The organism is Bacteroides cellulosilyticus DSM 14838 (genome assembly GCF_000158035.1).
Lineage (GTDB): Bacteria > Bacteroidota > Bacteroidia > Bacteroidales > Bacteroidaceae > Bacteroides > Bacteroides cellulosilyticus.
On the sequence record NZ_EQ973492.1, the window covers coordinates 70,433 to 88,448 of the forward strand.

The 18,016-nt window shown below is 45.2% G+C and carries 11 protein-coding genes; 9 read left to right on the top strand and 2 right to left on the bottom strand.

From position 1 onward, the window contains the following. The 9 genes from BACCELL_RS18330 to BACCELL_RS18370 form a co-directional block, all read left to right on the top strand. A partial coding sequence (locus BACCELL_RS18330) for a DUF4434 domain-containing protein (RefSeq protein ID WP_007213472.1) occupies positions 1–596 on the top strand: 596 nt, incomplete at its 5' end. Beyond that, complete coding sequence (locus BACCELL_RS18335) at positions 593–2,116, top strand: ADP-ribosylglycohydrolase family protein (protein ID WP_007213473.1); 1,524 nt, start codon at positions 593–595, stop codon at positions 2,114–2,116. The genes BACCELL_RS18330 and BACCELL_RS18335, both read left to right, overlap by 4 nt. 2 nt (positions 2,117–2,118) lie before the next feature. Continuing rightward, positions 2,119–3,729: a DUF4434 domain-containing protein gene (locus BACCELL_RS18340; RefSeq protein WP_029328219.1), complete on the top strand. Its 1,611-nt coding sequence runs from the start codon at positions 2,119–2,121 to the stop codon at positions 3,727–3,729. A 174-nt stretch (positions 3,730–3,903) separates the two neighbouring features. Beyond that, positions 3,904–4,956, top strand: a complete 1,053-nt coding sequence (locus BACCELL_RS18345) for an SIS domain-containing protein (protein ID WP_044154116.1) — start codon at positions 3,904–3,906, stop codon at positions 4,954–4,956. Between the two features lie 8 nt (positions 4,957–4,964). Then, the gene (locus tag BACCELL_RS18350; protein WP_007213476.1) at positions 4,965–7,742 is read left to right on the top strand and encodes a glycoside hydrolase family 2 protein; all 2,778 of its coding nucleotides are present in this window, start codon (positions 4,965–4,967) and stop codon (positions 7,740–7,742) included. Between the two features lie 36 nt (positions 7,743–7,778). After that, positions 7,779–8,687: a ribokinase gene (rbsK, locus tag BACCELL_RS18355; protein WP_007213477.1), complete on the top strand. Its 909-nt coding sequence runs from the start codon at positions 7,779–7,781 to the stop codon at positions 8,685–8,687. 23 nt (positions 8,688–8,710) lie between these two features. Beyond that, the gene (locus BACCELL_RS18360) at positions 8,711–9,718 is read left to right on the top strand and encodes a GRP family sugar transporter (RefSeq protein WP_007213478.1); all 1,008 of its coding nucleotides are present in this window, start codon (positions 8,711–8,713) and stop codon (positions 9,716–9,718) included. A gap of 31 nt (positions 9,719–9,749) precedes the next feature. After that, the gene (locus BACCELL_RS18365; protein ID WP_007213479.1) at positions 9,750–11,309 is read left to right on the top strand and encodes a DUF4434 domain-containing protein; all 1,560 of its coding nucleotides are present in this window, start codon (positions 9,750–9,752) and stop codon (positions 11,307–11,309) included. 13 nt (positions 11,310–11,322) lie between these two features. Next, positions 11,323–13,317 (top strand): NPCBM/NEW2 domain-containing protein, encoded by a 1,995-nt coding sequence (locus BACCELL_RS18370; protein ID WP_007213480.1) that lies wholly within the window; start codon positions 11,323–11,325, stop codon positions 13,315–13,317. 88 nt (positions 13,318–13,405) lie between these two features. Here the strand turns inward: BACCELL_RS18370 and BACCELL_RS18375 are convergent, their stop codons facing one another. Beyond that, the gene (locus BACCELL_RS18375) at positions 13,406–14,734 is read right to left on the bottom strand and encodes a RagB/SusD family nutrient uptake outer membrane protein (protein WP_007213481.1); all 1,329 of its coding nucleotides are present in this window, start codon (positions 14,732–14,734) and stop codon (positions 13,406–13,408) included. A 20-nt stretch (positions 14,735–14,754) separates the two neighbouring features. Beyond that, positions 14,755–18,016, bottom strand: a 3,262-nt coding sequence (locus tag BACCELL_RS18380; RefSeq protein WP_007213482.1) for a SusC/RagA family TonB-linked outer membrane protein, incomplete at its 5' end; no start/stop codon positions are given.

Below are 18,016 nucleotides of genomic sequence, written 5' to 3' on the forward strand. Positions count from 1 at the left end.
TATGGAAGAGGTGGCTACAAAAATATTCCCATCACGAAAGTTTCTACGGGTGGTATTTCCCGAACGAAGCCCAGTTGCAACCCTATTTCATTGATGAGTGCGTGAAGTACGTCAATGATTGTGCGGACTTTGCCCAAAGGTTAACTCCGAACTGTGTCAATCTGATAGCCCCGTACTTCATTAAAGAAGCACGTTTCGATGATTATTTTGTCCGCCAGTTAGAGAAAATGAATATCGATATCATTGCTTACCAGGATGGAGTGGGAGTGAACCATACCGCATTGGAAGATTCCGCCAGATTCTATGAAATCTTGTACAAGGCTCATGAGAAAGCTTCCAGAGCAAGACTATGGGCTGATATGGAACTGTTCTATTTTGAAGATGGGGACGGAGGCAATCTGTTGCCTGCCGACTTCAACAAACGCATTATCAGGCAGATGGAGAATATCTCTCCGTTTGTAGATAAGATTCTCTGTTATCAGTATATCGGTATCATGAATAAGCCCGGTACTGATATTATTGCCGGACATCCGGATTCCCTGCGTCTGTATGAACAATACAGTGCGTGGTACAACCAGTATAAAAACAAGAAATGAGTATGTCGAAAAGAAATATAATATGGCTCCTGATGGTTTTCTTCTTTATAGCCGATCTGGCTGCCGCCGTTCATAAAGGAAAGAAAGAAGTGGTTCTGTCCGAGCAGAGCCTGCGTGATAAAGTGAAAGGTGCCTGGGCGGGTCAGACCTTGGGATGCAGTTACGGAGGACCTACTGAGTTTAAATTCCTGGGAACTATCATTCAGGATTATATTCCCATTCCCTGGGATAAGCATACGGTCAAGAATTGGTATGATACCTTTCCCGGTTTGTATGATGATGTTTATGTGGATCTGACTTTTGTGGAAGTCTTCGAAAGATGCGGGCTGGATGCTCCGGTTGATTCTTTTGCGACGGCTTTCGGACGGACAGAATATCCGTTGTGGCATGCCAACCAGGTAGCCCGCTACAATCTGTTGCAGGGAGTGAAAGCACCCCAGAGCGGTTACTGGAAGAATAACCCTCATGCACATTGCATCGACTTCCAGATTGAAGCGGATTTTGCCGGGATTATGTCACCGGGAATGCCTAATCAGGCCGCTGAAATCTGCGATAGGGTGGGGCATATCATGTCCTATGGTGAAGGATGGTATGGCGGAGTTTATGTGGCAGCCATGTACTCTCTGGCTTATGTCAGCAATGATATAGAATATATCGTAAAAGAAGCGCTGAAGGTGATACCGGAAGAAAGCGATTTCCACAAATGTATGTCGGACGTAATTCGCTGGCACAGGAAATATCCGAAAGACTGGAAACGAACCTGGTTCGAGTTGCAGAACAAGTGGAGCGAAGAAATCAGCTGTCCCGAAGGCATTCATAATTCCTTTAATATCGGTACGAAGATAAACGGTGCCTATATACTCCTGGGCTTGCTTTACGGACAGGGGGATTTCACAAAGACCATAGATATCGCTACGCGTGCCGGTCAGGACTCTGATTGTAATCCGGCTTCAGCCGCAGGCATCCTGGGAACCATGATAGGATACAGCAACATCCCCGAATCCTGGAAAGAAGCTTTGTATGAAGTAGAAGACATACCTTTCTCCAATACGGATATCAGTCTGAATAAAGCCTATGACATGACGTACAGACATGCCAGCGAGATGTTGCAGAAGCATGGAAACGGGAAGGTAGGAACAGACTTCATAATCAGACGGGAGAACATCAGACCTGTTGCTTTGGAAGTAGCTTTTGAGAATCTGAAAGTGAGCGATAAACTTACAATAGAGAAATCCATAGATGATGTAAATCCCTTCTCTTTCGAAGGAACCGGACTGGTTGTAAAAGGATATGTGGCAGGTGGGCTTCCAACGGACTATACGGCGGAGATGGATGTATATATCGATGGACAGTTCTATGAAACAACAGCCTTGCCCCAATATATCAATCACCGGAAGTGTGAATTGTTCTTCTGCTATGACCGTCCCGTAGGGAAGCACACTGTAACTTTTAAATGGAAAAATCCCGTATCGAACGGGAAAATATGGATAACCGAAGTAATAATCTATACAACGAAATAAATATGAAAAATATACTATCCCTAATCAGTATTTCTTCTCTGCTGCTTGTGTTGGCGGCTTGCGGTAGTAAGCAGGCCCCCACAGCAGAGGAGATAGTAGCGAAAGCACGTGCGGTAAAGACTTTGAATGCTTACGACGAGATGAGCTGTGTGGTGTACGAAATGAAAGGACTTCCCGAGTCACCGCAAACCTCGATAGACCGTTTTATCAGCGATGACTGTGTGGAGGGAACGGGAAGCTTCGAGCTTAAATACTCTTTCTCCGGCAATGCGTCCGGAACCGAATCCGTATATATCCAGCAGAGTGGGGGAGACTATCGCAGTGATTTGTCTTTCCATCCGTTGGGACTTTCCATCTGGGTGAAAGGTAATAAGAATAATAAAGGTACATTCCGTTTCATGCTTATTCAGGATGTGGATCAGTTTACGCAGGATGCGCTTCATGAAAAAGATCGCTGGCAGTTCTTCGAGTATGTGGATAAGGATGTACTGACCAAGGAAGAATGGACACGTGTAGTGATGCCTTATGAGGCTTTTACTTTTGCCAAAGGGCGTGATCTGGGCGAAAACAAACTGGTTCTGAACCGCCTTGAAGGTTATCGTCTTGAAATCACGAACGATGATAACAGCACATGTACAGGTGAGTTTTGCATCGACAATCTGGAGCAACTGACCTCTTATACTCCTGAATTCAAGGGAACTCCCAAGTTCTCCAGTGTTTTCATTCAGCTAAATGGCGTCTATAAAGAGACCAACTGGGATGAAGAATTCAAAGCAAGCCGTGAAGTGGGCATTGACACTTGGATTATCCAGTATGCCGAAGGTTTCAATGACCGCACGAATGAAAAATCTTCTTTCTATTCGCCGACAAATCTGCCGTGGGTGACCAAGCAATATGATATCATGAACCGAATGTTCGATGCTGCCGAGCGTAACGGGATGAAGCTGATTGTCGGACTATATCCCGGTGATTACAGTAAGGAAGATACCACAAAACCGGAACAATATGAATTTCTGGTGGAGCGTAATAAACAAGTATTCGATGAACTGTTTGCCCTTTGGGGGAATCATCCCAGTCTGGCGGGATGGTACATAACCGAAGAATTTCATGACGGTTCGTATCCGGTAGGCTGGCAGCAGGAACCTGCTTTGTCTATGCTGGCTAATTATTTGCAGACAGTGGCGGCTTATGTGAAGTCGAAGTCTCCGAAAGAAGTCTGCATAGCTCCTGCTTTGTGGAGGGGAATGCCCGCTGACCTCTGCGGAAAATGGTTTGGTAAGATATTTGCCCAGACTCCCGATATAGATGTGCTTTATCTTCAGGATATAGGCGGACGTTGTCTGGTAGATTTTGATGTAGACCTGCCCAACTGGTTTGCCGAAATAAAGAAAGCCTGCGATGCTAACGGAGTGATTTTCGGAGTAGATATAGAGTCGTTCAAAGAGTGCTGGTGCCCGAGAATTACCATGCGGACCAAACCTTGGACCGAGCTGGAGGAACAGCTGAGAGTAGCCGGAATGTTTACTGATCATATTACGAATTTCAGTTGGGCTACCTTCAAACCGGGAACAGATACCTATGAAGGATATAAGAAATACCTTGAAGGAAAATAAGTAATCCTATTAAAAGCAAAGTTTCATCGGATGGAACAAAGAGTTTCAAGCAATGAAACCCTTTGTTTCAAGGGATGAAACTCCTGGTTCCAAAGCATGAAACTCTCAGTTTCACCCGGTGAAACTGAAAGAAACTCGTGGTATGCTCAATCAGTAAACGGGAAATACTTTATTATGAATAAGTTTTTAGAAGAAATACAGGAACAACCGGAAGCATTGAAACAGACTTTCTGCTATTACCGTTCGGAAGAAGGGAAGAAAAGCTTGAAGACTGTCTGTGCCTTATGGAAATCCGGTGAATATGACAGGATCGTATTTACCGGCATGGGAAGTTCCTACTTTATATCGCAGGCAGCTGCGACAATGATCTCATCTGCTTCCATACCCGCTTCCGCGATTAATGCCGGAGAATTGCTTCATTTTCAATCTCCTTCGTTGACGGAACGCACTTTGCTGATTGCCGTTTCACAGTCGGGTGAAAGCTACGAAGTGATTGAATTGCTTAAAAAGCAGCGCTGGTTGCCAATAACGGTGATCGGAATCACGAACGAATCCGGAAGTTCTTTGGCCGTAATGGCTACTCATTGCCTGCTGTGCAAGGCAGGCAAAGAAGAGATGACCTCCACGAAAACTTTTATTACAACCTATCTGGCGGTTTATCTGCTCGCAGAATCCCTGAAGAGGCATGAAGTGAATGGGGAGGCTTTAGACGGAATAATCCGTGAAGTTGAACGTCAGCTGGCGGAAAGAGATACGTATTTATCCCGTTCGCTCACTTTCCTGAAAGGACATTCGTTTGTGCAAGTGATAGGCAGGGGAACGGTTTTCGCTGCCGTTGCCCAAACTGCCCTGATGTTTATGGAAGCCACCAAAATTCCCGCTTCCGCCTTATTGGGCGGGGAGTTTCGGCACGGTCCCTTGGAAATGGTAGGACCTGATTTTATCTGCATTGTTTATGCTCATTCACAATCCGGCGCTTATCATCCAAGTATCAGACTTGTGGAGGATGTGTTGAGTTTTAAAGGTAAAGTGATTCTCATATCGGATGCGGCTTCCGGCATTGAAAGTCCGGACTTGCTGGAAGTACACGTTCGTTGTGAGCGTTCTGACTTATTTGCTATTCCATCCATTATTCCCGTGCAGCTGATGGTAAATGCGTGGGCGGAGGAAATGAAATTAGTGCCCGGTAGTTTTACGCATGGTGCAAAGGTTACCGCAATAGAATAACAGAAATTATGAGAAACATATTATTTATCCTGCTACTTTGCAATGTCATGTTGCTGAAAGCCCAATCTCTGGAACTGGAGCATTGGAGAATTATAAACTCATCCGAGATAGCCGATGCGGATGCCAAGGTTTCGCAACCATCCTATCCAACAACCGGGTGGTATCAGGCTACGGTTCCCACTACTGTGCTGAATGCTTTGGTGAAAGAGAATGTATATCCCGACCCGCGTATCGGACTCAATAATTATTTAATCCCCGATGTTTCGGACGAGTTCAATGCCCGGATGGATCTGGATAAATATAACTATCTGAAGAGTGGAAGAAACCCTTGGCAGGACCCTTATTGGTATCGTACGGAAATCACTCTGCCCAAATCTTATAAAGGTAAGAAAGTATGGCTGACCCTTTACGGCATTAACTATCGGGCGGACGTCTGGGTTAACGGCCGGCTTGTAGCCGATAAAAATGATATTGTGGGAATGTTCCGCCGTTTCAAGCTCGATATTACGGACTATGCCCTTCCCGGAGCGAATAATTGTGTTGCGGTGAAGATATATCAGGTGGATCATCCGGGTGTTCCTACTCCGGGTACCCAGCTGAAAGTGTTCGGCCCTGTGCGTGGACATTCTTATGACATCTTTAAAGATGAGACTTTAAAGATATCCGGTGGATGGGACTGTGCTCCGGTGGTAAGAGACCGGAATATGGGTATCTATCAGAAGGTAACGATAGAGGCTACCGATGAAGTCGTGATCGAGAATCCTTTCATTGTTACTACTTTACCCAAACAGGATACTTCGCTGGCGGATGTGAACATCAAACTGGAGGTAAAGAATACCTCAGGAAAAGCGATAGAGGGAAAAGTGAATGCTTTGATTACCCTGGTAAACGATGTGAAGTTCCCCACCTATACCAAACACATGGAAGGTTATCTGAAGCCTATAAAGATTACAAAGAAAGTTAGCCTGGGTGCAGGTGAAAAGAAAGTCGTGGAACTGACTTCCGAAGATTTCCCTTCCCTGTTGATAAAGAATCCCTACCTGTGGTATCCCAACGGATATGGTGAACAATATCTGCATCACATCAAGTTGTCATATAATACAGGTGGAAAAGTATCCGATACAAAAGAGTTCGACTTTGGCATCCGTGAAGTTGAGGTTGGGCTGAACAGAGTTGAGGTTGACGGGGACAAAGCTGAGGTTGAGTACGGCCGTGTCTACTATGTGAATGGCAAAAGAGTGTTCTGCAAAGGCGGCTGGATTCAGCCGGACATTCTGCTGGAGGAATCGGATAAGCGTATTTATGATGAGGCACGCCTGATGGCGGAGGCTAACATCAACCTGATAGGCAGTGAAGATATGCCTTCTCCTTCCGAAACGTGGTTTGAGAGTTTTGATAAGTACGGCCTTATGTGGTGGCATGTTTTCTATCAATGCTATCGCATGACTCCCGGTACTGAAACCAAAAACAATCCCCTGGATCATAATCTGGCGATTGCTTGTGTGGAAGATATGATGCTTCGGTATCGTAACCACCCTTCCATTATTTCGTGGGTAGGCGTCAATGAAGTATTGATGAATGAAAACTTATACAGGCTGACGAAAGAGAAAGTGAAGAGCCTTGATACTACACGTATATACATCCCTACCACCAGTTACCACTGGGATGTGGATGCTCTGACTCCCTATCTGAAGGAAGACCTGCCCACCGGAACCACGGATGACGGTGCACCCGACTATAACTGGGCGCCTTCCTCTTACTTCTTCGATAAAGTACGTGAGGTTTATTTGCAGATGTTCCGCAATGAATTGGGTATGCCTTCGGTGCCGATGTACAACAGTCTCCGGAAATTTATCCCTACCGCAGAGAGTACAGCCAATGTAAACAGCCCCATCTTCCCGTTGGATAGCATTTGGGCGGAACATGGCGCCTGGGATGTGAGTAATTATTGCTACCGTTCTTATGACAATGCCATCCGCACGATGTTTGGTGATCCGAAGACGGCGAAAGAATATGCCGATAATGCCCAGTTCCTGAGTGCTGACGGTTATCGTGCTATGTTTGAGGCAGCCAATCATCGGATGTGGGATATAACTTCCGGTGTGATGATCTGGAAGATTAATTCCTGCTGGCCCGATGTGTGCTGGCAGATTTATGACTGGTATCTGGCGCCGAACGCTTCTTACTATTTTGCAAGGAAAGCGATGGAGCCGGTACACGTACAGTTGAATGCCAATGATTTTAAGATATCGGTCATTAATGCGTCCCACCGGGTGCTGGATGATGTAAAGGTGACGGCGAAAGTAATCAATAATGATATGAGGGTGGCTTGGCAACATTCTCAGCAGCTGACGGTTTCTCCCGATTGCTATAAAGAGATTATTACGGTGCCTCAGCATGGCAAGTATTCTTATAACTACTTTGTGAAGCTGGAACTTCACGATAAAGCAGGAAAGCTGTTGTCGGAGAATTTATATTGGTTTTACTCACAGCACATGGACTTTTTCTGGTTTACTTCTATGGAAAAACCGGAATTGAAGAAAGAGGTTAAAGTAAGCAAAGAGGAAGGAGAATATGTCTTTTCTATTTGTTTGAAGAACGAATCTGCCCGATTGTCACACTTCAACCACCTGACTTTGCAGGATGCCCGGGGAGAGGAGATTAATCCGGTGTTCTGGAGTGATAACTTCATTACACTCTTTCCGGGAGATGAGAAGGTGATAACAGCCCGTGTAGCAGTATCGGATGCAGGGGGCGTTGCTCCTACGTTCGTTCTGTCACGGTGACACATACATGCATTTATTTATTTAAAATATAGTACCATGAAGAAAATTATAGTAATTGGCAGTTCCAATATAGATATGGTGGTGAGGACCTCTCATCTGCCGGCTCCCGGTGAAACCATTCTGGGTGGTGAATTCTTTATGAACCAGGGCGGTAAAGGAGCCAATCAGGCAGTTGCAGTGAAAAGGTTGGGTGGTAATCTGATCTTTGTAGCGAAGTTGGGGAATGATATACTGGGACAGCAGTCAGTGGATTATTTCAAGAAAGAGGGAATAGATACAAAATATATCACTCTTGATGAAAACTCTGCTTCCGGAGTTGCTTTGATCAGTGTGGACGATCATGCGGAGAATAGTATAGTGGTGGCTTCCGGAGCCAATATGCTGCTGAACGAGCAGGATGTGGATAAAGTTGTGGAGGAAATGTGCGAAGGAGACATCTTGTTGATGCAACTGGAAATTCCGATTCAAACGGTGGAATATGCTGCCAGGAGAGCTTTTGAAAAAGGGGTGAAGGTAGTCTTGAATCCGGCCCCTGCCCGGAGCCTTCCGAAAGAGTTACTCAGATACCTGTTTATGATTACTCCCAACCGGATTGAAGCCGAAATGCTTACCGGTATAAAGATTGTGAATGATGCTGATGCGGAACGGGTTGCAAAAGAAATCAGTGCGATGGGAGTACAGAATATAATTGTAACCTTGGGTTCGAAGGGATGTTTGGTGAGAGAAGGCGATACTTCATATTGCGTGGATGCTTTTAAAGTGGAACCTGTTGATACAACGGCTGCCGGCGATACTTTCAATGGTGCTTTATGTGTGGGACTGGCAGAAGGCATGAACTTGAGGCAAGCTGCTGTAATGGCTTCTAAAGCTTCATCTGTTGCCGTGACAAGAATGGGAGCGCAGTCTTCTATTCCTCATCGTAAAGAACTGGACCTGAATGAATAAATTAACCTCTAAAAATACCGATTATGTTTATAGTTGAAAGTTACGGATTGGCAGTGGCGTTGTGTTGGGTTACGATGCTTTGCTGGGGATCGTGGGGAAATACTCAGAAGTTGGCGGCAAAGACCTGGCGCTACGAGTTGTTCTATTGGGATTACGTGATTGGCATCGTTCTTTTCTCTCTGATCTGGGGATTGACTTTAGGCAGCACGGGAGAGGCCGGGCGAGGATTTATACAGGACTTGTTGCAAGTGAGTCCGGAGAACTTCTGGAGTGCTTTCCTGGGTGGTGTGATATTCAATGCTTCTAATATTCTGCTATCGGCTTCTATGTCATTGGCAGGGATGTCGGTTGCTTTTCCTGTAGGGGTGGGGCTGGCATTGGTGCTGGGTGTATTTGTCAATTATTTCAGTGTTCCGAAGGGAGATCCCGTCATTCTTTTCCTGGGCGTTTTCCTGATTGTGCTGGCTATAATCTTTAATGGAATAGCATCTGGAAAAGTTTCCAAAGCATCCGGTCAGAGCACCCGTAAGAAAGGTATCCTGGTTGCTGTATGCGCCGGTATCCTGATGGCATTCTTTTATCGTTTTGTGGCGGCAGCTATGGACTTGGAAAATCTGGAAGCACCCACAGCAGGCATGATGACTCCTTATTCTGCTTTGTTCGTGTTTGCAATAGGTATCTTTATCAGTAATTTCCTGTTCAATACACTGGTGATGAAGAAACCTTTTATGGGAGAACCTGTGTCCTACAGCCAGTATTTCAAAGGAAACTTTAATACGCATCTGGTGGGTGTGTTGGGCGGTATAATCTGGGCATTGGGAACTGCTTGCAGCTATATCGCTGCCGGAAAAGCCGGTGCGGCTATTTCCTATGCACTGGGGCAAGGGGCAACGATGGTAGCCGCCTTATGGGGCCTCTTCATCTGGAAAGAGTTTAAGGGGGCATCAAAGTCTACCAATCTGTTGCTTACGCTGATGCTTATTCTTTTTATCTCCGGTTTGGTACTGATTATAGTGTCCGGAGGAAGTTGATCACTTAATTATAGATTTATATATGTGTACTATGAAGAAGAAATTTCAAATGATAGGATTTGCTCTGTCAGTTTTATTGGTTACGCTGCCGGTAGTTACGGTAGGTGCGGATAATGCCGCTTCCGGCAAGCAGAAAAAAGAGAAAACCACCGAGTCGGCTTTGGGTGTGAAACCTGTTACAGGTAGCTGGATCAATCTGGCATACAAGGATGTACGTAATAAATATACGAATCCTCAGAGCTTCGATAATATGGACCCGAAATTGTGGGAGGCTAAAGTACGTGAATTGTCGGCTATGGGTATCGAATATCTGGTATTAATGGAGGTTGCCAATGAAGGAAAATCTTATTATCCTTCGCAAATAATGCCTTGGTGGTATAATAAGGATAAGAAAAGTCCTGTGGATGCTATTCTGAATGAAGCGGCCAAACATAATATGAAGATTTTCATGAGTAGTGGCTGGGCAAAGGATCAGGATGATAATCTGCTTGATCCGGCAATTAAGGAACGGCAACTCCGGATTATGGAAGAGTTGGCATCCCTTTATAAAAACCACAAGGCCTTTTATGGCTGGTATTTACCGGTAGAAGATTGTCTGTGTCCTATTTTTGCGGAGCATGCGGTGCAGTCGGTAAATACTTTATCAGAGAAGGCTAAAAAATTGGCTCCGGGCAAGAAAACCCTGATTTCTCCTTATGGAATCGGATTGTCAGAATTTGATAATCCGGAATATGAGAAGCAAATGCAAAAACTAAAAGTGGATATCATTGCCTATCAGGATGAAGTGGGGTGTGTACGCGATCAGTTCACACTTCCCCGTCTGAAGAAGAACTGGCAGAGATTGCGTGATATTCATAACCGCCTGAATATTGAAATGTGGGCAAATTGTGAGACTTTCACTTGGGAAGAGGGTACCAATGACCGTACTTCTGCCTTGATTCCGGCTGCCTATCCGAGGCTGCTGTCCCAGCAGGTTGCAGCATCTGCGGCGGGGGTTGATAAGATCATTTCATTTATGTTCTACGGTATCATTGAGGATCCTGAGTCAAAGTACCAACTGGGGCAACCTGTTTGGTCGAACAAAGTGTATACTGACTATATGGACTGGAAGAACGGAAAGGAATATTGGAAACTGATGGAAGCGGCTTTTATGGAGAAATTAGTCAATGGAGCGACTCCGGAAATGATGCTTGGAAAGGCAGGTTTGCAACCGTTACTGGATGGTAAGGTTGCTGAAGAGGACAGTAAGGATGCCCGCTGGGTGAAGTTTGAGGCCGGCTATCATGAATTTGTAGTGGATCTGCAAAAGAAAACCCGTGTTCAGAAAGCTATGTTGCGTATGCTGAATTATAATCCGGAAAAGATAGGTATGCCGGTGAAGACATATCTGTATACTTCAATAGACGGTAAAGAGTATAATCTGTCTTCCATAAAAGACGCCCCTTATTTCCCGAACAACAAGCATGATGCCTGGATTGAAAGCATATTGTTTGACCAACTGGATGAAAATGTACGCTATGTAAAGGTGGCTTTTGAAGCTCCGCAACAGGTATATATAGATGAGTTGTTTATTAATCCGGTCCTGAAATAAAAAGCAAAGTACTATGAAATTTGGAACAAAAGTAATTATCGCATTGGCTCTTTTGGCAAACTTGTGGTTTGTTTCCTCTTGTAATAACGGGCCGAAGCGTGAACTCTGGTTGGATGAAGTTTATAAGGACTCCTGTTTTGTGCAGGATTGGGGAATACCGCAGATAAATCAGTCTGTGGTATGGACTCCGCTTACGGTAAATGGTGTTGTGTATGAACGGGGGATCGGAGCTCATTCTATCAGCCGTATGCTGTATGATTTGGGTGGTAAAGCTGTTTCAGTGAGTGGCTTGGTTGGAGCCGATGATAACAACTTGTATGCCGGTAAATTGCAGTTCAAGATAATCGGAGATAAAAAAGAACTTTGGAAAAGCGGTGTGATGCAGAAGGGCGATCCCGTAAAAGAGTTCAATGTCAACCTCTCCGGCATTGATAAAGTGTTGCTATTGGTGGAAGAATGTGGCGATGGCATTATGTACGACCATGCCGACTGGTTGAATGTGAAGTTTGTGACTCGTGGAGAGATTACCCCGATACCTGCCTGGCCGAAGCCTGTAGCTAAGGAGAAGTACATTCTGACACCGGAAGCTCCGGAAACTCCACGGATTAATAATCCTCTGGTATATGGTGCCCGTCCGGGAAATCCGTTCCTGATGACGATTATGGCAAGTGGTAACCGGCCTATGACTTTTGAAGCGTCAGGACTCCCTGCCGGACTGAAATTAGATACTTCCACCGGCTTTATTACGGGAAAGACCGAACTTAGAGGAGATTTCAAAGTGCTTCTGAAAGCCATGAACGAAAAAGGTGTAGCCGAAAAAGAAATTACCTTGAAAATAGGAGACCGGATTGCTCTGACTCCTCCGATGGGATGGAACAGTTGGAATTGCTGGGGACTTTCTGTAGATGATGAGAAAGTGCGCGAGGCTGCCCGCATGATGAATGAAAAGTTGCATGCATACGGATGGACGTATGTGAACATTGATGACGGCTGGGAAGCTGCCGAACGCACCAAGCAGGGAGAGCTGCTCTCTAATGAGAAATTCCCTGATTTTAAAGGCCTGGCTGATTATATTCATTCTCTGGGATTGAAATTCGGTATTTATTCTTCACCGGGACCGACAACATGCGGTGATTATCTGGGCAGTTATCAGCATGAGGAAATAGATGCACGGACTTGGGGCAGATGGGGAGTAGATTATCTCAAATATGATCATTGCGGCTATCATGCGGTTCAGAAGGATTCTGAAGAGAAAACAATCCGGGAACCCTATATTGTTATGCGTGATGCATTGGATAAAGTGAATCGGGATATTGTCTATTGTGTGGGATATGGTGCTCCCAATGTCTGGAACTGGGCAAGGGAAGCAGGAGGTGAACTGTGGCGCACCACCCGTGACATTACCGATGAATGGAATGTTGTGACAGCCATTGGTTGTTTTCAGGATGTTTGTGCTCAGGCTACTGCACCGGGGAACTATAATGATCCCGATATGCTGGTGGTAGGAAAACTGGGTAAGGCTTGGAGAGAGAAGGTTCATGAATCGGCTCTGACTCCTGATGAACAATATTCTCATATCTCTCTATGGTGCATTCTCTCCGCTCCGTTATTGATCGGTTGTGATATGTCCGATATAGATGATTTTACATTGAGTTTACTGACAAATAATGAAGTGATTGCTGTGAATCAGGACCCGTTGGCAGCACCGGCCACAAAATTGCTGACTGACAATGGGCAGATATGGTACAAGAAACTATATGATGGCTCGTATGCAGTAGGATTCTTCCAGATAGATCCTTATTTTATCCTGTGGGATCAGGATGAGGCTGAAACTATCCAGATGAAGACGTATGATTTTGAATTAGCTCTCAAGCAACTGGGAATTACAGGCAAAGTGTCTGTTCGCGATCTGTGGCGGCAAAAAGATTTAGGGGAATACAATGGGGAGTTCCGGACACAGGTTCCCTATCACGGAGTTTCTTTTGTGAAAATTACTCCTGTGGAGTAAATTGTGTGTATCTTAGAAAAAACCTCCTTTCTAATCTTGTCATGGGGATTGAGAAAGGAGGTTTTATATTTTATGAATGGCTGATTGGCTAATTAGACAACTCCGGATTCGCCGCAATCGCTTCTCTCGGAATTTGAATCGTATAGCGTTGGTCATCCTGTTCCAGCACATAGGTTCCTCCTTTGAGAACTTTCTCAATACGAGGTCGGGTAGTGCGGCGTAAGTCGAACCAACGATGACCTTCGAAAGCGAGTTCACGGGCACGCTCATTCAGAATCTCTTGTATCAAGGCTTCTTTATTCATTGCGTTGACCGCAGTTGCTTTAGCTGCATAAGCTTCTGGGGTATAGCGTTTCTGCATTAGCTCCAGCAGTCGGGTACGTGCCTGGGGCAGTTTGTCCGATTGTGCTGCTGCTTCTGCCGAATTCAGATACATTTCACCTACACGGAAAGAACAACGGAAATCATCTTTTCCACTCTTCTGGCTGAAACGGTAGCCGTTCTTGTCAGCCGGTTTGAAGTAAGCATCCAGACGCAAATCTCCTTCTCCGTATGAAGACGCTAAAGCTTCGGACAGAACCGCTGCTTGAGTGTAGTTGGAGCTCATGCCGCGTTCCAAGGCTGTAATATTCTCTACGGATTGGTAGTTGTTTGGCAGAATGAACGCTTCGTCATTGAAATCTTCCAGTGTATTCTTTTCTGTAAGAACAGCTTCGGCGGCTTTATACGCATTCTCCCATTGCCCCATATACAAATATACACGGGCGCGCAGAGCTTTTACAGATAGGGTTGTGAAACGATAAGAAAACTTCTGTTCCCAGGATTCTTTATTAATCAGTTTTTCAGCTTCATTGATATCTGAGAGTACCGCCTCGTAAATCTGTGCAACGGTATTTTTCTTCAGAATTTCGTTGATATCGCTGTTCAGCTTCAGTGGCACTGCTTTCGTTTCTAACGCTCCCGGACGGGTATAAGGCTGTCCGTAGAGATTTACTAACAGGAAATGCATGTATGCGCGGAGCAGATAACATTCACCGATCAATTGGTCGATGTCCTCTTCGCTTCCTTCATTGATTGAGTTTCGCTCTTCTATGGTATAGTTTGCGGTGAACATGATGCTATAGAAATTCTTCCATTCAAAGGAAGTAGTCTGTCCCGGAGCACTGAAGTCATCCCAACATTCTATTTTACCATAACGGTCCTGTTCCCAACTATCATCTTTTACATACAGTTCATCAGAACGGAAGCAGGCGAGTCCTCTGGCATCGGGAACGTTTTTATATGCTGTGGCAATCAGCGCTCTGTACTCAGCTAAGGTCTGGGGGATCACTTTTCCCGTAGGCTGGATATCCAACATATCGCAAGCAGTCAGCAATACTACACTGCTCATCAATAACATGATATATATTTTTCTCATTGTTGTTACTCTCTATAAAATTAAAAAATCAAGTTCAGGCTTAAGGTCACGGACTTGGGAGCCGGTGTTGCATAAGCATTGGACATGGTTTCCGGATCGAGATAATTTTTGTAGCTTGAGCCGAATACCAATAAGTTGCGTCCCTCTATGGCAACTGTGGCGGAAGTCATTCCCAACGTGCGGCTGAAGTTAGTAGGCAATGTATAGCCCAACCGGATATTTTGTAGTCTCACATAGTTCAGGTCTCTGATCCAAATATCCAGGTTACGGTATATTTCATTCTGATTTGAATACCACATATATTCGTCCAGACGTTCGTTCTGACTCAGCAGAACCGGGAAGATCGTTTCCGTATTTTCCGGAGTCCAACGATTCAGAATATCACGGTTCGTGTTACGTCCTTTGTCGAAATCAACGATAGAGTAGGTGGGTTGACTGCGTACCTTTCCACCGAAGTCGAAGCTGAAGTTGACACCCAGTTCAAAAGCCTTGTAGGTGAAAGTATTATTGAAACCGCCTGTATAAGGGCAGTCAGCAGTACCAACATACGTGTAAAGTTCACGACGCTCGCGGGCTGTCAGGTCGGTTGCTCCAAATCCCCATTCCTGAAGTTTAAAGAATTCCATGGCCGATACGGCTTTTCCGTCTTTGTCCTGGAACATCGGATAACCTTCTTCATCCAGCCCGGCTGTTTTCAGGGCAAACAAGGCTCCCGCGGGATATCCTTCACGACCCGGTTCTAAGGCATCTTCACGCAGTGCTTCTTTCAGTACCTTATTGTTATTGTATGCGAAGTTGAAGTTAGTGGTCCACATAAAATTCTTGGTGTGGACATTGCGTGTGCTGAGAGCGACCTCGACACCTTGATTTCGCATGCTGGCCCAGTTGACGGTCAACATTTCAAAACCTGTTTCCAGCGGTAACATCTGGGTTCCGATCAAATCTACACCTTTTCTGTAGTAGTAGTCCACACTCAGGTTGATAGCCTGATTCAATACAGCAAAATCAAATCCTGCATTTACGGAATGTGTTTTCTCCCAGCGCAGCTTTTTGTTCGGTGCACCGGAAACGTCAATCATATCTTCTGAACCTCCCGGCAGGATATTTTCAATTCTGTAATTTCCCAAAAGGAAAGGAGAGGTGTTCTTGTCAATGTTTCCCTGCAAACCGTATGATGCACGGACTACCAGGTTGTCTATCCATTTGGCACCTGCCATAAAAGGTTCTTGGGAAATGCGCCACAAACCACTGACTGAATATAATGGCAGATAACGGTACTTCTTGTCTACACCGAAAAGGTCGGAACCATCGAAACGGATACTTCCTCCCAATGTATAGCGGTTCAGTAAAGAATAGGACAGGGTTGAGAAAGCGGACACGTATGCATTCTCCACATGAGCCTTCTCATGCAATTTGAATGCCTGACTTTCTTCCGGGAAGATGATCGGCTTTGTTGTCAGCGTCTTCCGGTCAAATCCATAACCGGCACTGTATAGCTTTTCTTCCCATGTCTTCCGGATTTCCGTTCCTACCATTGCTTCGAACTCATGGATGTCGTTGTAGGTATCGCGATATTCTCCCATCGCTTTCCAAGTGAGTTGGGACAATGAATTTTCATTGGCCTTGTGAAATCCTCCGGCGGGTAGGTAAGTTACGCCATTGCTGCGATGGTTCTTCTTTTCTTTACGCATGGCAAAAGATTCTTCATCGGCAATCTTCTCGATGGATGTTTTGTCAAGTTGTAAACCGAGCTGGGTGGTAAACTTGAACCGGTCGTCAAAACGTAACTCTGCATCAAAAATAGATGAGAGACCATTGATAGTGGTTTCGTTGGTAGTGTTTTTTAGTTCTTCAAAAGGGTTGAATCCAAAGTCCATATCCACATCATTCTCCACGTCAATGTCGTAGTTGTAATTACCGTGTTCGTTGTATGGCGTGAAGTAAGGGTTAGCCAGGCGAGAATAGAATATCGGATTGGTTAAACCATCCGAATCCGGCAGATAACTTGAATTCTTACGGCGGTTGGCAAACATAGAAGCACCTACTTTCAGAATGCTGTTCACTTTATAACTGGTCTTCATCACTAAGTTCAGACGTTCGGCAGATACATTCGGAACGTTACCATTCTCTTTCATATATCCGAAAGAAGTATAGTAAGTTGCCTTTTCACTACCACCGGAAAGAGACAGGTTATACTCTTGTGTGAATGCGTCGCGGAAAAGGATATCACTCCAGTCTGTGTTTGTTGCCTTCAGTTTATTTATTGCACTTTGAGCGCTGGATGACAAGGCGTTCCACCCTCCGTCTTTGAAATTGTTGAGTTCTCCCAACCCGGAAATAATGCGGTATACCTCGCCTTTGGTTTCCCTGTATGGATAACCGGATGCCAGTAAGTCAAGTTCCAGACCTACCTTCTCTTCTGAGTTCAACAGGTTCAAACGGTCTATATTCAACTTCGGAGAATAGGTCAGTTTAGTGGAGAAGTTAATAACCGGTTTGCCCACTTTACCTTTCTTGGTAGTAATCACGATTACACCATTGGCAGCACGGGCACCGTAAATGGCAGTTGCGGCAGCGTCTTTCAGAACGGTGATATTATCGATGTCGGCAGGATTCAGACCGGCAATAGCGGTTTGACCTATGTTATCGATGTCTTTCAATACTTCCATATTGGGAATGTTCGTTCCTTCCAATGGAATACCGTCCAGCACCCACAAAGGGTCTTGCGTACCATTCAGGGAGGATGTACCGCGAATACGGATTTTGGCAGGAGCACCCGGAGTACCGGAAATGTTGCTTACGGAAAGTCCGGCAATCTGTCCGGCCAATGCTTGGTCTATACTCTTGGTTGCACCCATCATCTGATCCGAGATATCGATCTTCGATACGGCGGCCGTCAACTTACGGCGTTCCACAGTCTGATATCCCGTCACAACTACCGCATCGAGCATGTGGGCGGAAGGTTGGAGAGTAATATCATATTTATTCTTGCCTGGTATGAGCTTTACTTCCAGCACATCATAGCCGACGTAACTACAATAAAAACGGGTAACTCCCTCCGGAATGGAGATGGAGAATTGCCCGTCAATATTAGTAATGACACCAATGGTGGACTGATTATTCCCAACTTTCTTCAAATCATCGGCTGTCACATAGACAGAAGCGCCGATGAGAGGCAAGTTATCCTCAGAAGAGATGACTACACCCTCTACCTGCCGGTTTGCGGCAAGGGCGTACGTGAACGTTCCTATTAGTAATAGGAATGCGACAGATAAGCGTCTT